Origin of the sequence: Moraxella sp., assembly GCF_024227015.1 — a bacterium.
Classification (GTDB): Bacteria; Pseudomonadota; Gammaproteobacteria; order Pseudomonadales; family Moraxellaceae; genus Moraxella.
In genome coordinates, this window is the sequence record NZ_JAAELD010000237.1 from 1 (window position 1) to 18,966 (window position 18,966).

17 protein-coding genes are annotated in these 18,966 nt (G+C 46.7%); 10 read left to right on the forward strand and 7 right to left on the reverse strand.

Features of this window, described 5'->3' with window-relative positions; genetic code table 11:
* The 4 genes from GY683_RS05540 to GY683_RS05555 all read left to right on the forward strand — a co-directional run.
* On the forward strand, positions 1-686 hold a 686-nt coding region (locus tag GY683_RS05540), incomplete at its 5' end, for a WG repeat-containing protein (protein WP_297287796.1).
* 1 nt (position 687) lies between these two features.
* Positions 688-1,665 carry a thiamine-phosphate kinase gene (gene thiL, locus GY683_RS05545; protein WP_297287797.1) on the forward strand — a complete coding sequence of 326 codons (978 nt, stop codon included), beginning with the start codon at positions 688-690 and terminating at the stop codon, positions 1,663-1,665.
* Positions 1,665-2,252 (forward strand): GTP pyrophosphokinase, encoded by a 588-nt coding sequence (locus GY683_RS05550; protein WP_297287798.1) that lies wholly within the window; start codon positions 1,665-1,667, stop codon positions 2,250-2,252. Before thiL ends, GY683_RS05550 begins: the two co-directional genes overlap by 1 nt.
* Positions 2,246-2,824, forward strand: a complete 579-nt coding sequence (locus tag GY683_RS05555; protein WP_297287811.1) for a phosphatidylglycerophosphatase A — start codon at positions 2,246-2,248, stop codon at positions 2,822-2,824. Before GY683_RS05550 ends, GY683_RS05555 begins: the two co-directional genes overlap by 7 nt.
* 6 nt (positions 2,825-2,830) lie before the next feature.
* Here the strand turns inward: GY683_RS05555 and GY683_RS05560 are convergent, their stop codons facing one another.
* Positions 2,831-4,453 carry a hypothetical protein gene (locus GY683_RS05560; RefSeq protein ID WP_297287799.1) on the reverse strand — a complete coding sequence of 541 codons (1,623 nt, stop codon included), beginning with the start codon at positions 4,451-4,453 and terminating at the stop codon, positions 2,831-2,833.
* Positions 4,454-4,688: 235 nt separating this feature from the next.
* Here GY683_RS05560 and glmU point away from each other — a divergent pair, with 235 nt between their 5' ends.
* From glmU to upp, 3 genes are all read left to right on the forward strand, one after another.
* Complete coding sequence (gene glmU / locus GY683_RS05565) at positions 4,689-6,044, forward strand: bifunctional UDP-N-acetylglucosamine diphosphorylase/glucosamine-1-phosphate N-acetyltransferase GlmU (RefSeq protein WP_297287800.1); 1,356 nt, start codon at positions 4,689-4,691, stop codon at positions 6,042-6,044.
* 144 nt (positions 6,045-6,188) lie between these two features.
* Positions 6,189-7,202, forward strand: a complete 1,014-nt coding sequence (locus tag GY683_RS05570) for a PTS transporter subunit IIC (protein WP_367274112.1) — start codon at positions 6,189-6,191, stop codon at positions 7,200-7,202.
* A 109-nt stretch (positions 7,203-7,311) separates the two neighbouring features.
* The gene (gene upp, locus GY683_RS05575) at positions 7,312-7,950 is read left to right on the forward strand and encodes a uracil phosphoribosyltransferase (RefSeq protein ID WP_297287802.1); all 639 of its coding nucleotides are present in this window, start codon (positions 7,312-7,314) and stop codon (positions 7,948-7,950) included.
* A gap of 79 nt (positions 7,951-8,029) precedes the next feature.
* Here the strand turns inward: upp and GY683_RS05580 are convergent, their stop codons facing one another.
* On the reverse strand, positions 8,030-8,455 hold the full coding sequence (locus GY683_RS05580) for a YbaN family protein (RefSeq protein WP_297287803.1): 426 nt from the start codon (positions 8,453-8,455) through the stop codon (positions 8,030-8,032).
* 287 nt (positions 8,456-8,742) lie between these two features.
* Between GY683_RS05580 and GY683_RS05585 the strand changes: the two genes are divergently transcribed.
* Positions 8,743-9,318 (forward strand): biliverdin-producing heme oxygenase, encoded by a 576-nt coding sequence (locus tag GY683_RS05585; RefSeq protein ID WP_297287804.1) that lies wholly within the window; start codon positions 8,743-8,745, stop codon positions 9,316-9,318.
* Between the two features lie 94 nt (positions 9,319-9,412).
* Here the strand turns inward: GY683_RS05585 and GY683_RS05590 are convergent, their stop codons facing one another.
* Positions 9,413-11,341 carry a DEAD/DEAH box helicase gene (locus tag GY683_RS05590; protein WP_297287805.1) on the reverse strand — a complete coding sequence of 643 codons (1,929 nt, stop codon included), beginning with the start codon at positions 11,339-11,341 and terminating at the stop codon, positions 9,413-9,415.
* Positions 11,342-11,794: 453 nt separating this feature from the next.
* Between GY683_RS05590 and GY683_RS05595 the strand changes: the two genes are divergently transcribed.
* Both GY683_RS05595 and mutM read left to right on the forward strand, forming a co-directional pair.
* Entirely contained in the window at positions 11,795-14,167 is a 2,373-nt protein-coding gene (locus GY683_RS05595; RefSeq protein ID WP_297287806.1) for a bifunctional (p)ppGpp synthetase/guanosine-3',5'-bis(diphosphate) 3'-pyrophosphohydrolase, read from the forward strand.
* Between the two features lie 9 nt (positions 14,168-14,176).
* A complete protein-coding gene (gene mutM, locus GY683_RS05600) occupies positions 14,177-15,052 on the forward strand; it encodes a bifunctional DNA-formamidopyrimidine glycosylase/DNA-(apurinic or apyrimidinic site) lyase (RefSeq protein ID WP_297287807.1) in 876 nt (291 codons plus the stop codon).
* A gap of 62 nt (positions 15,053-15,114) precedes the next feature.
* Here mutM and GY683_RS05605 read toward each other — a convergent pair whose 3' ends face one another.
* The 4 genes from GY683_RS05605 to GY683_RS05620 all read right to left on the reverse strand — a co-directional run.
* A complete protein-coding gene (locus GY683_RS05605; RefSeq protein WP_297287808.1) occupies positions 15,115-15,471 on the reverse strand; it encodes a Bor family protein in 357 nt (118 codons plus the stop codon).
* Entirely contained in the window at positions 15,437-15,871 is a 435-nt protein-coding gene (mscL, locus tag GY683_RS05610; protein WP_297287809.1) for a large conductance mechanosensitive channel protein MscL, read from the reverse strand. Before mscL ends, GY683_RS05605 begins: the two co-directional genes overlap by 35 nt.
* A 154-nt stretch (positions 15,872-16,025) precedes the next feature.
* The gene (gene typA, locus GY683_RS05615; protein ID WP_036361878.1) at positions 16,026-17,870 is read right to left on the reverse strand and encodes a translational GTPase TypA; all 1,845 of its coding nucleotides are present in this window, start codon (positions 17,868-17,870) and stop codon (positions 16,026-16,028) included.
* Positions 17,871-18,063: 193 nt separating this feature from the next.
* Positions 18,064-18,966: OmpA family protein (locus GY683_RS05620; RefSeq protein WP_297287810.1), on the reverse strand; the 903-nt coding region annotated here is incomplete at its 5' end.

Consider the following 18,966-nt stretch of genomic DNA (forward strand, 5'->3'; position numbering starts at 1 on the left):
CCAAGCTAGACTACATCGCCTGCCCTTATGGCGGACTATCCAAAGGCGAAAAAGACGGCAAATATGGATTCGTTGATTCGGCAGGTCGCATCGTCATTGATTTGGTATATGATGACGCGGACAGTTTTAGCGAGCAGTTGGCTTACGTCCAAAGAGGCAGAGATGGTTATTTTATTGACACCAAGGGCAACATTGTCATTGCGCTCGATGACAGCACAGAAGTCGCATCCGACTTTAAAGAAGGCTTAGTTATGGTTAAGCGAGACGGACAAATCGGCTTTATGGACAAATCAGGCAATATCGCCATACCGTTCATATACGATAACGCGTCCGATTTTAGAGATGGCGCGGCGGTCGTGGTCAAAGATGATTTGTATGGCTTTATCGATTCAAACAACCAACCCATCATCCCCTTGCAATACCACCAAGCCATGAAATTCTCCGAGGGCTTGGCCGCTGTACGCACGGATGCTAAATGGGGATTTATAGATAAGACTGGCAAGCTTGTCATCGCGATGCAGTACGACCACGCCCTACCATTTGACAATGGCGTGGCTCAAGTTGAGATGAATGATCAGTTCATCACAATTGACAAGCATGGCAACATCATCGACGATGGCTCTGATGACAAATCCACCAAAAAACTGTTCAAGCTTAGCAAGCTTCTCAACAAAGTCCCCAACTGACATGTCTGAATTCTCCCTAATCTACACCCATTTTAAACACGCCACCACACGCCACCCAAGCACCGTTTTGGGCATTGGCGATGATTGCGCAGTAAGCCGCATTCCGCCAAATAGCCAGCTTGTCAGCTGTGTGGATACGCTCGTGGCAGGACGGCATTTTGTCCATGAGACCGACCCGCACGCCATTGCCTATAAGGCGGTGGCGGTCAATCTGTCCGACCTTGCCAGCATGGGGGCGACACCTTACGCCATTTTGGTGGGACTGTCCTTACCAAAGAGCATGGCGAATGATGATTTTTGCAAGGCATTTGCACACGGTTTGGCGGACGCTTGCACGCCCTTTGGCGTGGAGCTGATTGGGGGCGACACCACAGGCTCGCCTGTTTTGACGATTTCGGTGACGGCTTTGGGTTTTGTTCCGTCAAATCAAGCAATCACACGGCAAGGGGCGTGCGTGGGTGATGCGGTGTGTGTGAGTGACACGGTGGGGCTGGCAAGACTTGCCCTACATGGGATTTTGGACGATTTGAACGGAGATGGACATGCCAACCGACCGCCAGACAGTCTGCCCCACGAGCTACGTCAAGCCATGCAATACCCTGCCCCACAGGTGGCACTTGGTAGGCGACTCATCGGCTTTGCAAACAGCATGATTGACATCTCGGACGGCTTGGGACAGGATTTGGGGCATATTTTGAGGGCAAGTGGCATGGGGGCGGTGATTGACCTTGATGCCATACCAAGCCACGCCCTGCTTGATGCCTTGCCCCACGCCCAAAAATGGCAACATCAAATCAATGGGGGCGATGATTATCAATTGTGCTTTACCATGCCTTCTGCTAAACTTGATTTATTCAAAACCCAAAATCCTGATATGCCAATTTATCCCATTGGGCACATTGTGGCGGATAAAGGATTGGTATTTTTACACAATAAAAAAGAAGTGGATTTATTGGTAAAAGGGTGGGAGCATTTTTGATGAATGATTTGACCGACAACATTGAAAAAACCGAACGTCTAATTCGTGAAATCAACCTAATTCACGCCAAATATTCCCAAGATTATTTTGAAACAGGCAAAGTACAAAAACTAAACCTAAGCCGTAGCCTAAAAAATATCCCCATAGAGCATATTTTGTCTTATCGACTAAATTTACACGAAGCGATAAACGATTATTTACTATTTGCCGATACCAAAGACATTGCTTTTTATTATCGTGTCAAAACATCCGAAAGCATTCAAGATAAAATCAATCGTTATCTCAATCGCCAAAATCAATACCCTACCAATAATATTCTAAATGATATTTTTGGGGCGAGGATTGTCTTACCATCCGATGATATTGCAATTATCTTAGAAAAATTGGATGATTATAAAGAAAAATACGGTCTTAAAAATTGGTATTTAAGAGACGTGGACGGCTATATTGGCATTCACGTGTATTTTAAAAATGCCAGTAATTTTTATTATCCATGGGAATTGCAAATTTGGGATGAAAATGATGCCCTGAATAATATTCAAAATCACATGCTTTATAAACGAGAATTTGTAAATAAAACATCATGAATCACAAACCCGACATTCGTAAATCAAACCCCTGCCCCCCTTGTCCGCCTAGTGCCACCGCCTTTGAAAAGTGCGTGTATTGGCTGGGCATTGGCTTGGGTTCAGGCTTGCCCAAAAAAGCTGCTGGCACTTGGGGGACGGTGGGTGGGCTTATTATCGCCTTGCCCATGCTTTTATTGGGATTTTGGGGATTTTTGATTATTACTATTTTAGGGTGTTTGGTGGGTAGTTATATTTGTGGTAAAACATCGGATTTGATGAATACCCACGATGACCCACACATTGTTTTTGATGAATGGGTGGGAATGTGGATTGCATTATTGCCAAGTGTTTGGTTGTTGATAGGTACACCGGATGACAATAAAAGCGGATTGGCGCATTGGCACCCAAGTTTAATTTTATTTTTGATTATTCCTTTTATCTTATTTCGTTTTTTTGATATTATTAAGCCTTTTCCGATTAAATGGGTGGATAAAAACGTCTCTGGCGGATTTGGCATATTGATTGATGATATATTGGCAGGGATTATGTCGGCGGTGGTTCTGATGGTTATTATGTCTGTCGCACTATGATCGGAGTTACCTAAGCAATCGCCACCCATTAATGATCATCACCACCGAGAAATACAACACCGTCAACGCCATCAGTAGCTGCTGGAATACGCCAAGCATCGACGCAGGGTCATCGCCATATAAAGGCAAGCAGGTGAGAAGCATGACGACAAGAATTATTGATAAGGCTTTTTTGCCTAACAAAGGCTGGCTTTGTCGTGTCTGATGCGTGATTTCATCATGCCCATAAGATGCTTCATATAAAGCCTCTAATGATACGCCCTGCCGATACCCCTTGGCTTCGCGATAACCACACACCGCATACAGAGCCACACACACCAACCACACCGGTATAAACACAAAAAATAAATGCACGCCGCTCATTAATAAGCCAGCCGCCAATATCAGCCCTGCCAGCCATGTGATGATGGCGCTTTTATTAATGCGACTCTCTGCTCGCCACAGTGGGCGAATGCCAAATCTTGGCAGAATAAAGTGCTCCGCTGCAATCATCGCCCCCACAGGCGCCATGATGATGTTAAAATACGCCATCAAGTCCAGCCAACGCAGGAATATCAACGGAAAGCAAGCGATGATGGTCGTTATCGCACCCAAGAACACCGTCATCTGCACAAAGCCAATTCGCCAAACACCATCGAACGCCAACGTCGCTCGGTACAGACTGGGAACAGCTGTCGTGATGGACGCCAGCACAACGGCCGTCACGCCTGCCACACCAAGCACTGGTACCACCACACCACCAATATCTAGATTACCAATCGGCACACCCATCAGTAGCGCACTGGTCGCACCAAGCATCCCTGCACCCACCCACGCCACGAAGTGACCGCCGTAGGTTGCCCAAGCTGAATGGTAGCCATACTGCCATTTTTTGGCAAATCTAAGCGTGCTCATGTCGCCCATGCCCAGATGTAGTGGCAGATTGAGCCCCCACGCAAAAGCTGCAATGTGCCAAATACTAAAAGGCTCTTTGCCATCAGGCGTTCTACCCGTCCAGATATACGCCTCAAAAATCTGCCAAAAGCCCAAGCCCTCTGCCCTGCCCATCTGCCAAAGCAGCGGCAAACTCGCCAAACCACACACCACGAATATCATCAATAGATAAGGTGACAAATAACGAGCGACGGTCGTGAGTCGATGAAAGCCCAAGGCGCTAATCACCATCACTAGCATGCCCACCAACGCCACCATTCCAATAAAGGCAGGACTGTCAGAATACCAATTCGTCTGAGCAGGCAGCCCAATCGCACCATGTAATGCCTGTGCGCTGATGGTTAGCATCCCGCCAGCAATCACCGCAAAGATGACGCCATTAACGACGTTAAATACCTTAACAAAGCCTACCCCAGCCATGCGCGATAAATATTCATACAAGGTCAATCTGGCACGCACCGCGACAGGACTGCACACCCATGCCCAGCTAAGCACCGCCAATAGATTGCCGATGATTAGCCCCATCAACACCGCCGACGGAGACGCGCCCCATGCAGCGAACGCAGCTCCCACCACGAATTCACCACCTGCGACATGCTCAGCGCTATACCCAGCCGCAAAATGACTGCCACCCAAAAGCTTGGCGCTGGGCGGTCGTGATGTTGGGTATTCCTCACTGCTATGTGAGTAGGTCATAATCTTATGAATTAAGCTGGTCGTAAAATACTGCTCATTTTATCACAACTCGCTGATTGGATAGTTTATTAGTTTTTATTATTATGATGAGTTTTGATCAATGACTAACAGTACGATGGTACCACCTCAATTCACCAACCATTTTTAACTAATCTTAACACACACCCCCTTAAATGCCTGCGACGAATATGCTAAAATATATCAATTTTATTCATCATTCATATTGGAAAATCTCATGTTAAACATCATCATTCTAGCAGGTGGTAAAGGCACTCGTATGAAATCGGTTAAGCCAAAGGTATTACAAACCTTAGCAGGCAAACCACTACTTCGCCATGTGTTAGATACTTGCCGTGCATTAAATGCTGATAACACCATTTTGATTTATGGTTATAACGGTCAAATGGTCAAAGATGAGATTACCGACAGCGATTTGATATGGGCGGAGCAAGCCGAACAGCTCGGTACAGGTCATGCGGTGCAAATGGCATTGCCCCATTTGCCAAAAGACGGTAAAAGCCTGATTTTGTATGGCGATGTGCCATTGACAAAATTGGATACTTTGCAAAATCTCATTGCACAAAACACGCATGGCATTAGTATGCTGACAATGAGCGTGGAAAATCCTTTTGGGCTTGGGCGAATTGTCCGCCAAGATGATAAAGTCATCGCCATTGTGGAACAAAAAGACGCCACCGATGCCCAAAGACAAATTAAAGAAATCAACAGCGGTATTTATTGTGTGGATAATGCTCTATTGCATAAATATTTGCCAAAGCTCGATAATAACAACGCCCAAGGCGAATATTATCTGACCGATATTATCAAAATGGCGGTGGCGGATAATATTGAGATAAAAACGATTAGCCCGACTTTTGAATTTGAGATAGATGGCGTGAATGACCGTATTCAACTTGCCAATTTAGAACGAACTTATCAAGCTCATCTGATTCATGAATTACAAATGAGTGGCGTACAATTTGCCGACCCTAATCGTGTGGATGTTCGTGGTATATTAAAATGCGGTAGCGATGTGTTTATTGATATTAATACCGTATTTATTGGCGATGTGGTATTGGGCGATAATGTGCAAATTGATGCAGGCAATGTTATCTCTAATTGTGTAATTGGTAATAATACCCACATCAAGCCAAATTGCGTGCTTGATGATAGCAATATTGGGGCGGATGTTGCCATCGGTCCTTTTGCCCATATTCGCCCAAAAGCGGATATTAAAGACAAGGTCAAAATTGGCAATTTTGTAGAAATCAAAAAATCCACATTAAACCAAGGGGCGAAGGTCAGTCATTTAAGTTATATTGGCGATGCCGATGTGGGGCGTGATGTTAATATTGGGGCAGGGGTGATTACCTGTAATTATGACGGCGTGAATAAATTTAAAACACATATTGGCGATAATGCCTTTGTGGGCAGTAATAGCTCGCTTGTCGCCCCTGTTAAGATTGGCAATAATGCCACGATTGGGGCAGGGTCGGTGATTACTAAAGATACGCCTGATGATAAGCTGACTTTAGCTCGCAGCAAGCAAAGCACCATCGACAGCTGGGTGCGACCGACCAAGAAGGCATAGCAGATCCCCCAAATTTATGCTATAGTATATTAAATTTAAGATTGGCGTGTGGTGATTTCAAAGCACGCCAATTTTTATGGTAATTATCTGTCTGTTGATTTTGTGGTAGGTCATCAACTGTGGTTTGGCATCAAAGGAACACTCATGTTAAAAGCCCATCTTGATAAACAAAACATCGTATTCTCATGGCAGCGCTACGGCATTGACGCCTTAAATGGCATGGCGCTGGGTCTATTTAGCTCACTCATCATTGGTCTAATCCTAAAAAACATCGGCACATGGACGCACTTCTCACCCTTAGTCACGGCAGGCGGTCATGCTCAGGCAGCAGTCGGTGCGGCGATCGGCGCGGGTGTGGCATTTGGGTTAAAGGCGCCGCCTTTGGTGCTATTTTCTAGCGTGGCAACTGGCCTCGTGGGTGCAGAGCTTGGCGGCGTGGTGGGGGCATTGGTGGCAAGTGTGATCGGCGCAGAGCTTGGTAAATTCGTCCATAAGACCACACCCGTTGACATCATCATCACGCCTGCCACGACCCTATGTGCAGGCATGGGCGCAGCGTACGCCATCGCACCTGCCATCGCAAGCCTGATGACCAGCCTAGGACAGTTCATCGGCTGGGCGATGGAATTATCCCCCATCCTAATGAGCGTCATCATCGCGATCACGATGGGGTTACTCCTAACTCTGCCCATCTCTAGCGCTGCGATTGCCATTAGTCTAGGGCTGTCAGGGCTGTCAGCAGGTGCGGCGACGGTGGGGTGCGCAGCACAGATGATTGGCTTTGCGGTGATGAGCTATCGTGATAACGGCATCTCAGGCGTGGTCGCTCAAGGGCTTGGCACCAGCATGCTGCAGATGCCAAACATTCTAAAAAACCCCAAAGTCTGGCTACCACCCACCCTAGCAGGGGCAGTTTTGGCACCTTTCGCCACGGTGATCTTTGGCATGACGAACATTCCCATCGGTGCAGGCATGGGCACATCGGGTCTGGTTGGTCAGGTTGGCACACTCGATGCGATGGGGGTTAGCATGTATACGATTGGGCTGATTGCGCTGTTTCATGTCGTGCTGCCTGCCATTTTGACGCTCATCTTTGCAAAAATCATGCGTAGCCACGGCATGATTAAAGATGGCGATCTCAAGCTCCCCGAAGCCTAGACTTGGCAGTACGCAATTAAGCATCGCCATTTGATAAAATTTATTTTAAAATTAAGCGTAAACTTGCTATCATACGCAACCTAAAAATTATCCATCATAAGGCAAACTCATGACCCTAAATGTCCGCGTCATCGACCACCCATTGGTTCGTCACAAGCTATCACTCATGCGCGCCGCCGAGTGCAGCACCTATAAATTTCGCACCCTGACCAAAGAGCTTGGCAGGCTCATGGCATACGAAGCGAGCCGCGATTTTGAAATCGAAACTTTCAAGATGCAAGGTTGGTGCGGCGAGATCGATGGCGAACAGATTAAAGGTAAAACCGTCACCCTAGTGCCGATTCTGCGCGCTGGCATTGGTATGCTTGATGGCGTGCTTGACTTATTACCCACCGCAAAAATCTCTGTGGTCGGACTACAGCGGGACGAAGAGACACTTGAGCCTGTGCCTTTTTTTGAGAAGTTTGTCAGCGACATCGACAAACGCCCCTCCCTTATCCTAGACCCAATGCTTGCCACTGGCGGCAGCATGATTGCCACGATCGACATGCTAAAAAAACACGGCTGCACGAACATCAAAGCATTAGTGCTGGTCGCTGCGCCCGAAGGTGTTCGCTTGGTCAATGAAGCGCATCCAGATGTCAAAATCTACACCGCCGCCCTAGACAGCCACCTTAATGAGAACGGCTATATCATCCCAGGTCTTGGCGATGCAGGTGATAAGATTTTTGGCACAAAACAGCTGTAATCTGTATCCGCACATAAAAATATCCGTCATGTCGCGGATATTTTTATTTATTATTCATTCCAACCAAATTAGCAAAAGATCATGCATCGGGCAATCTTGCCATCCATATCGCCGTTACGGCGCAGATTGCCGCTGTTAGGATAGTGACCCACATCTTATCAGGTGGCAATTTAAAATACATAAACACACAAGACGCCGTCATCATGCTCCATGCCAGATACTTGGCAAAGCGTGGCATCGCACGACGCTCTTCCCAGTCTTTTAGCATCTTCCCGAAGATCTTATGGTGCATGAGCCAGACGTAGAGCCTCTCCGAACTCTTCGCCCAGCAATACCCCGCGAGCAGTATAAACACCGTCGTTGGCATGCCAGGCAGTATCGCCCCCAAAATCGCCAACCCCACAAAAGCAAATCCAAGCAAAAAGAACACCCAACGGACCAGCTTGTTGGCATGTACGGTGTGTTTTTTGGTGTCAGATGGTCGGTTATCGAACGAATCTTGCATGTATTAATAATCTAAATGAAAATAAGTACCAATTTTACTTGAAAATTATCAGCAATAGGCTATAATTATGGGGATATTGTAACACTATTAGGCTCTAGATCGTTGTGTCATAAGCGCTGATTTCATTAATGATTGTCATCAATCAAATCAATACTGCTTATGATAGCACAAAGTATCACATTTAATATAAACGATTATCGTTATTTTTAAATAATAAGTCAATTTTGCAATTTTTTTGGACAGTTTTTCTGCGGTTTGACCGCTTTTATCATAAAAATAGGTGAAATATGTGCCAACTTACCCTAACCGAAGCCTTAAAAGAACACTCTCGCACCACGCATGATGCGGTCGATCATTTGGTCATGAGTATGAACCCATTTGCCAGCCATGACAACTATCGAAAGTTCCTACAGGCGCAATACGAGTTTCACAGCACCGTAAACCCCATCTATCAAGATGCTCAATTGGCAGGTCAATTTGATGGTCTGGCAGATCTTGCTCGCCTTGACCGCGTGAAATCCGACATGAAAGATCTGGAAGTTGAACCCTATGGCAAGAATGTAGAGACGCCTGTCATCACAGGCAGCGAAGCCATCGGCTGGCTATATTGTGTTGAAGGCTCTAATGTCGGCGCTGCAATTTTATACAAAGAAGCAGGTAAAATTGACCTAAAAGACGACTTTGGTGCATCCCACCTAGCAGCACACGCTGATGGTCGTATGCCGCACTGGCGCGACACCAAAGCCAAGATCGATGCACTACAGCTCACAGATGAAGATCGTGCAGCTGCGATGAAAGGCGCTGATGATGCCTTTGCTTACTTTAAGCGTGTCATCCGTAAGATCTACAACGTGACAGAATAATTCTTTATTTGCAGCGTTATTTAGACCGCCAAGCTGGGCTGTCTTTTTTATCACCACAAAAAACACGCTCAAAGGCGTGTTTTTATTAAATGAATCAGTCAATCTCGCCAAAGCGACGTTTTTCTTTTTTGGCTTGACGCTTGGCAAAGAACACCTCTTCGACTGGCTTCGGTTTCTTGTAGCCACGTGGCTTGTCAGCTCTATCGAATTTTGGCTTGTCGAACTGGCGCTCAGTGCGGCCACCACCAAATTCACGACGGCCACGCTCGCCTTGACGATCATCACGGCGCTCGTGACGCGGTGCATCATAGCCACCTCGTGATTCTCGGTCGAAGCGCGGTCTGTCAGCTCTGTCATCACGACGGTCAAAGCTGCGCTGCTCGCGCGGGCGGTATTCGCCATAGCCGCGATCTTGACGATCGCCATAACGACGTTCGCCACCTTGGCGTTCTGGGCGGTCGTTACGATAATAACCACGCTCTTCATCGAAGCGGCGTTCAGCGCGATAAGGTTCACGCTCAAAACGCGGCTTGTCATCAAAGCGACGCTCACGATGATCATTATAATTGCGCTCGCCACGACGCTCAAAACCCGCATCAGCATGACGATCACGACGATCGAAGCGATCATCACGGCGTTCATTATAGCGCGGCTTATTGTCGAAACGACGCTCTGAACGCTCAGCACGAGCACCAAGCCCGCGATCATCACGGCGCTCGAAGCGACCACGACCTTCGCGGCGATCTTGACGACCGCGACCGTCTCTACCGCCTTTTTTGCGGCGCTCTTCTTGCTCGAATGGCGCGCGTTTTGGTTCAAGGCCTTCGACCACCGACTCGCTCATGCTGCGCTTTAGATAGCGGTTGATGTTGCGTAGCTGACCACGATCATCAAAGCTACACAAGTTCATCGCCACACCCGTACGACCAGCTCGACCACAGCGTCCGATGCGATGCACATAATCTTCGACTTGGCGCGGCAGGTCGTAGTTTACAACATGGCTAATCGCAGAGATATCAATACCACGCGCCGCCACGTCAGTTGCGATCAAAAAGTCGCATTTGCCGCTTTTGACATCGCTGATGATGCGATTGCGTTTACCTTGTGGCAAATCACCATGCAGATAACGCGCCTTTAGACCTGCGTCGGTTAGCGTCTCGGTCAGCTGCTCGGTGCTGCGCTTGGTAGCAGTAAAGATCACTGCTTGATTAATGTCTTGATCGTTAAGTAGTTCGAGCAGAATTTTGTTTTTGTGGTGGAAATCATCACAAAAATACACAGATTCTTCGATGTGCGCACTTTCAACCTTGATAGACACACGTTCAGGATTAACGGTAAAGCTCTCAGCGATTTTACCAACCGCGCCATCCCACGTCGCAGAAGACATGACCGTCTGACGAGTCTGCGGTGCATTTTCTAGGATGGTTTTGATGTCATCAGCAAAGCCCATGTCCAGCATACGATCCGCTTCATCTAGAACCAATACGTCCAGTTTCGATAGATCAACGCGGCCTTCATTCATGTGGTCAATCAGACGACCAGGGGTCGCGATGACGATCTGCACGCCCTTTCTTAATGCGCGAATTTGCCCACTATAAGGCGCGCCACCCACTAAAGGAATGCTATAAAGACCACGCACGTTCGCGCCATAACCGCGTACGCTGTCATGCACCTGTTGGGCAAGTTCGCGCGTTGGTGTTAGAATAAGCGCATAAATATGCTTCTCTAGGCGCTCTTCACGGCTTAATTTATCCAAGATTGGTAACACGAACGCTGCTGTCTTGCCCGAACCTGTCTGAGCAGATAGCAGTAGATCGCGACCGTCTAACGCATGCGGAATTGCGCCTGCTTGGATGGGCGTTGGATTGGTATAGCCGCTTTTGGTTAGGGCTTTTAGGATGGGTTTGTTTAGTTTTAGATCTTCAAAAGTGATGGCATCGCTATTGGCGGTGTCGTTTTCTGTGGCAACACAGTGGCTTGGCTGCGCATCGTCTTGGATGGCGGCATCGATATAATGAGTCATAATTTACCTTTTTATTATTAAGACCACGAGATGAGAAAAAACACAAGCCACCAAATAACTGGCGAGTTTAAGGCTGAACGTTTTGGCATTTTGTCGGGGTAAAAAAATGGGCAAGTCGCCCTCAAAATCATCGCGGCTTAGGAAAGGAAGTCTGCCACACGGCACAGATAAAGTGTGTTTTTCTGACAATTAATTGTCCAAACACGCATATACAACTCAAATCAAAAATGCGATGTCATCTTAGAACGTATCTTTTTGGCAAGATTAGCCTACAAGACAGCAAGTTGAAGATTATAACACAATAATGAGCAATCACCAAGGTAAATTTTATAAAATATTTTTACCATCAAGGCACAAGGATTTTGGTTATTTTGCTTTAAAAAACACGCAGAAAATGCCATAATATCCGATACTCTCAGCAGATGATAATAACCTAGGGCAAAAGGAAATCTCGTGGTACAAATTCGTGAAGGCTTGCCGCTTTTGGGCGGGGCGAACAGCGACACCGACAGCGCAACTTTGGCAGCCAGTATGGTCGCCAAGGAGCTTCACCCCGATTTTAAGGCTCAGCTTAATAACCCCAAGCTTACCACCACGCTTGATTACTCTAATCAAAGCCGATCTCCTGCCAGCATCAGCGAATCAGACATCGATGTCGATACATGGCTTGAGAGCGTTGCGGCTCGGATCGGCAAGGACGACCTACCCCTACTGCGCCGCGCCTGCGAATTTGTCAAAGTCCACTCCAACAAGCCCCACGTCAGCCGCTCGGGCGCTTATGCCACGGGGATTGGCATGGCGGATATTTTGGCCTATTTGTTCCAAGATGAGAATGCCTTGGTCGCCGCCATGCTGTATCGCACAGCGCGCCGCGAAGTGGTTAGCCTTGACACCATCAAGAATAATTTTGGTGAAGACATTGCGCATCTGGTGGAAGATACGCTTGCCATGGGACGACTCTCAGAGAGCATCGAAGAGAATAAGCGCCTAGAAGACTACTTTGAAAGCGAACAACGCGATCAGCTCTCCACCATCTACAGCATGCTCATCAGCACGACCAACGATGTGCGAGCGGTACTTATCAAGCTTGCCGAGCGCACCTTCGCCATGCGCGAGTTGTCATTTGCCCCGCCCGACCGCCAAAAACGCGTCGCTCGCGAAGTAATGACCATCTACGCACCACTGGCGCACCGCCTGTCTATCGCCCAATTAAAATGGGAACTAGAAGACTTAGCATTTCGCTACCTTGCCCCCGACGAATACAAAAAAATCGCAAGTCTACTTTCAGAGAAGCGTAGCGAGCGTGAAGCCTATATTGACATCGTCAAAGAAGACCTAAGCCAAGCGCTTGCAAAGGCAGGCATCGACGCAGAAGTGTCTGGGCGCGTAAAGCACATCTACTCCATCTGGCGTAAGATGAAAAAGAAAAATCTGTCTTTTGACCAGCTGTATGACATCCGTGCACTGCGCGTCCTAGTGAATAGCAATGCAGAATGTTACTACACACTTGGCATCGTGCACGGGCTTTGGCGGCACATTCCAGAACAGTTCGATGACTATATCACCAATCCCAAGCCCAACGGCTATAAATCACTGCACACCGCGGTCATCGCCAATCATCGCACGCTAGAAGTGCAGATTCGCACCTTTGACATGCACTTTGAAGCTGAACTTGGTAAGGCAGCACACGTCAATTACAAAGAGGGTCTAAAAGCCAAAAAAGACGACTACCTCACCCAAAAGATCAGCTCGTTGCGTCAATTGCTCGCCAATGATAAGCCTGAGAATGGCACAGAAGCCGAAGACGATCTTGATCTAGACAATGCAGAACGCATCTATGTGTTTAGTCGTGATGGCGACATTACCGAGCTACCAAAAGGCGCAACGGTGCTGGACTTTGCTTATTATGTGCACACCGAAGTTGGCAACCAAGCTCAAGGCGCCCGCGTTAATGGTCGCTATGTGCCGCTTACCCACCAGCCCAAGACAGGCGATCAAGTTGAGATCATCACTAAGTCGAACCGTGAGCCTAATCGTGATTGGCTCGTGTCATCGCTGGGCTATATTCACACCAACCGCGCCAAATCAAAATTACGCCAATGGTTTAACAAACAAGACCGCGATAAAAACATCGAGACGGGTCGAGGCATGTTCCTTCGCGAGCTAGACAGACTGTCCATCAGCCCCAACCAAGTCAATCTAAATGATTATCTAGAGGAATTTAACGCCAAGAATGAAGATGAGCTGTTTTTGTCTTTGGTCATGGGCGACGTCGGCGTACTACAACTGGTCGGCAAAATCAGCAATAAGCTAAACCTAGGTACGCCACCGGTTGATGAAGACAGTATCGAGATTAAGACGCCTTATCGCCCCAATAAATATCAAATTGATTTGGATGGTTTTGATAATGTCGATATCCATTTGGCAGGCTGCTGTACGCCTGTGCATGGCGAACCGATTGCAGGCTTCGTCACGCTATCGCATGGCGTTAGCATTCATAACGCCAAATGTCCCGAATATCTACGCCTGATCGAGCGCGAGCCAGAGCGGCACGTGAGTGCTGACTGGCAGGAGAGCTTTGGGCGTTATCAGCCTGTTACGATCCATGTCGAGGCCAATAATCGCCGTGGCCTCCTAAGAGATCTCGTCAATATCATCGACAAAGAAAAAGTAAACATACATCGTGCCGAGACCGTCAGCGCTGACGAATCAGTCAGTCATATGAAGTTTTATGTCGAGGTGGCAGGACTGGCTCACTTATCACGCCTCCTTGCCAAAATCGAACAACAGCCAGACGTTCTACACGCCAGACGTAGCACTAACTAAGATGCCTTTATGCCTGAATTACCCGAAGTAGAAACCACCAAAAAAAGCCTAGAACCCCTACTGGGTCATGTCATGACCTCCGTACACGTCTATCAACCAAAACTTCGCTACATGATGCCGAATGATTTGGATGGCTTGGTGGGGTTTTGCTTAGAGAAATTAGAACGACGCGCCAAGTATCTGCTTTTACACTTTTATCACGAAGCGGATAACAGTCGAAAGGCGCTCATGGTGCATCTTGGTATGTCAGGCAGCCTACAGCAACATCCCATCAATGATGAGCTTGAACCTAGAAAGCACGACCATCTCATCATGTGCTTTGGCGATATTGCATTACACTATCACGACCCCAGACGCTTTGGCATCATTCTATGGGCGGATAATGATGATCATATCGATGATAAAGACAGTGCGCGCGATCGATTTTTGAATCATCTGGGTGTTGAGCCTCTTGATGAGACTTTCAATGCTGTCTATCTATATGGGCATATTCAACGCTGTGGCAAGAAGTCCAAACCCATCACCAAGCCCATCAAGACCCTCATTATGGATCAGGCGGTCGTCGTTGGCGTGGGCAACATCTATGCTGCCGAGAGCTTATTTTTATCAGGCATTCACCCAGCAAAACCTGCCAATCAACTTAACGAAATCCAAATCGAACAGCTTGTAACTCACATCAAAAATATCCTAGCCAAAGCCATCGAAAAAGGTGGATCAACTTTACGCGACTTCACGGTGGGCAATGGCAAGACAGGTTATTTTCAGCAGACTCTGTTGGCATATGGCAATCATGGTAAGCCTTGCACTGTATGCGGCACCATTCTTGAAAATCAAAAAATCGGCGGACGGGCCAGCGTCTACTGCCCACATTGTCAGCCCATTTAATTTAAATTTCACATAAAAAATAAAAAACACCTTAAAAAGGTGTTTTTTATTTTGTTCACGCTTTATTTGCAGAAAACTTCAGCAGTGTGTGGCGTGTAGATACCCAAAGTTAGCACTGTTAGACCAATGTCTTTTGGCTTTTGTAAGCTTTGAACTTTAGCAACCTTATCGGCACCACCACAAACCTCTGCAGCATTAACGGTCTTTTCTTGACCAATGCCTGAGATATAGAAACTTTGTGACTTGCTGAAAGCAGGTTCTACTTTTGCGCCATTCTGGATAAATGCAGTTTGGGTAGCACAGCCAGTTAGAGCAACCAAGCCAAGGCAAGCTTTAGGTAATAAAAAACACCTTTTAAAAAGGTGTTTTTTATTGTAGATGATACTACTTACGTTCGCCCAGCTTGGCGCTGATTTCACGAAGCAATAGTACCTCTTCTGATGGCTCTTCAGGTGCCGCCTCTTCTTCTGAATTACGACGCAATTTATTCATGCCTTTAACCATCATAAAGATGATGAATGCCAGGATGATAAAGTTGATAACTACTGTCAAGAAGCTACCATAAGCAAGCATTGGTGCGCCCGCTTCTTTTAGTGCATCATAAGTCATCGGTACGCCTGCTGGTGCATCACCCAATAGAACGAACATATTTTTGAAATCGATATCACCGCCAACGATGAATGCAACGATTGGCATGATGATGTCTTCAACCAATGAAGTGGTGATTTTGCCAAAAGCGGCACCAATGATCACACCTACTGCTAGGTCCATCACGTTGCCTTTTAGGGCAAATTCTTTAAATTCTTGAATCATACTCATGAGAAAATCTCTATTTTAAATAAACTATAAAAATACAGACCTAAATTAGGCCTGTATTAATTGTATTGATAAATACTTGAGCCATATTATAGCAATAGCCACAACAAAAGATGTTTTTTTGTATGCTTTTATTGTTAAATATTGTAAATAGTTATCAGTCTTTTTTACGACCGAAACGCTTGCGCTCGTTCTCTGTCAAATAACGCTTACGGATACGGATTGATTTTGGTGTTACCTCAACCAATTCATCATCTTCGATAAATTCAAGCGCTTGCTCTAGCGTGTATTCTAACGCAGGGGTTAGGATGATGGCATCGTCAGAGCCAGACGCACGAATGTTCGTTAGCTGTTTGGCTTTGGTTGGGTTAACCACCATGTCATCAGAACGCGAGTTAATACCTACGATCATGCCTTCATAAACTTCAAGCTGCGGCTTAGCGAATAGACGGCCACGCTCTTGCAAGCTAAATAGTGCATAACCCAAGCAAGTACCCGTCACCATCGAAATCAGAACACCATTTTGACGTTTTGCCACTGAACCTTCTTTAGCAGGTCCATAATGCGAGAAGCTTGATGTCATGATGCCAGTACCTGACGTCATGGTCAAGAATGCCGAACGGAAGCCAATTAGGCCGCGTGATGGTACAGTCGCCTCAATACGGATACGGCCCTTGCCATCAACTTCCATATTGGTCAGCTCACCTTTACGCTCACCCATCTCTTGCATGACTGCGCCTTGATGCTGTTCTTCAACGTCAAAAGTCACATTCTCATAAGGTTCGCTCATGACACCATCAATCTCTTTCATGATGACCTGAGGGCGAGACACGCCAAGCTCAAAGCCTTCACGGCGCATGTTCTCAATCAATACTGAAAGATGTAGCTCACCACGACCTGATACTTTGAATTTCTCAGGACTGTCAGTATCTTCAACACGAAGCGCCACGTTATGGATTAGTTCACGATCCAGACGTTCACGAATGTTACGCGACGTGACGAATTTACCCTCTTTACCCGCAAACGGTGAATCGTTAACTTGGAAAGTCATCGAAACAGTTGGCTCATCTACTGACAAGGCAGGCAATGCTTCAACATTAGCAGGATCACAGATGGTATCTGAGATGTTTAGATTGTCAAGACCAGTCACACACACGATGTCACCTGCTTGTGCAGAATCCACATCTACACGCTCAAGGCCGTGATAACCCATGATCTTTAGGATACGGCCATTACGCTTATTGCCATCTTTGTCAATCACGGTCACAGGTGTGTTCGTCTTGATTGAACCACGCTGAATACGACCAACACCGATCACGCCAACAAAGCTGTTATAGTCTAGGCTTGAGATTTGCATTTGGAATGGACCATCAACGTCAACTTTTGGCGGCTCAACGATATCCACAATGGTCTCAAATAGCGGCGTCATGTCAGACGCAAGATCATCAGGTTCAAGGCCAGCGATACCATTAATACCCGACGCGTAAACGATCGGGAAATCAAGCTGCTCATCAGTCGCTTCTAGGCTGTCAAATAGATCAAAAACTTGATCAATTACCCAGTCAGCACGTGCTGCAGGCTTGTCGATTTTATTGATGATAACGATGGGCTTAAGGCCACGCGCGAATGCTTTTTGAGTTACGAAGCGCGTTTGTGGCATTGGGCCTTCTTGAGAATCCACCAGCAGTAGAACACAGTCTACCATCGACATGACACGCTCAACCTCGCCACCGAAATCGGCGTGACCGGGGGTATCGACAATGTTAATGCGATATTCTGTATTGGTTCGCTTGTCCAGCCATTTGATGGCGGTGTTTTTTGCCAGAATGGTGATGCCGCGCTCACTTTCAAGTGCGTTGGAATCCATCACACGCTCAATCTCACCTGAACGCTCGCCAAGTGCGCCAGATTGTTGTAATAGTTTATCAACTAGGGTGGTTTTACCGTGGTCAACGTGAGCAATAATTGCGATATTGCGCAAATGCTTAATGTCGTTTGCCATAAATACTCGTTTTTAATAGGGTTGCTGATTAGCAAAATTAAATGAAAGAGGATACTCTTGGATGGCTCTTATTTACTGATATGAAATAAAAGCAACCGTTCATTATAGCATAATTCACGCCATAGTAAAAGTAAGCACAAATAAAAAGAACCGCCAAATGACGGTTCTTTTTTACTGCATACTAAAGGATTGATTATTGTACAATCATGTCTTTAGTTTGTTCTACAGTAGAAGTTCTGTTGCCAGAGATAACCGCGATTACACGACGGTTAAGTGCACGACCTTCGTCAGTAGTGTTAGGTGCGATCGGACGATCGAAGCCATAACCAACAGCGTTTAGACGGTTAGGAGCAATGCCGAACTCGTTAGATAGCATTGACTTAACAGCGTTTGCACGTGCTTCAGATAGACGTTGGTTGTATTTAGCGCTTGAACGGTTGCTGTCTTTAGATGCGTGACCTTCGATTACAGCAGTTGCGTTCGGGAATTCTTGCATAGATTGTGCAACTTTCGCTACTTCTTCACGGAATTGTGGTTTGATAGCAGACTTGTCACGATCAAAGAATACACGTAGTTCACGACGTAGTTCTTCGTTTACGTTAACTTGTACTGGGCAGCCACGTGCATCAACAACTACGTTTGCAGGAGTGCCTGGGCAAGCGTCTAGGTGGTCAGGAACACCGTCATTGTCGCTGTCAACGATAGTGTCTTCAAGAACTACAGGTTCAACAACTTCTGCTACAGGAGCTACAGGAGCTGCTGGAGCTAGACGGCCACCTAGAGTTACTTCTAGACCTGCTAGAGCTAGGCCTTCCCACCATTTGTTGTCGAAGTTGTGGATTGCACGAACTTCACCACGTAGTGCTAGTGCATCATTTACTAGATAACGAGCACCTAGACCTAGGTTGCCGATAGTATCTTTAGACTCAGCAACTTCTGTGCCAGCCTTAACAGTACCTTTTACGCCTGTTTGAGTAGATTCACCAGCAGTAGTGTCATATTGTTGGCGGTTTTCAACTGAAGTTTTAGACTGACCAGCACCAATCAATACATATGGTTTGAACTTAGTGTTTGGGTTGTAGCCAGTGAACTGAGA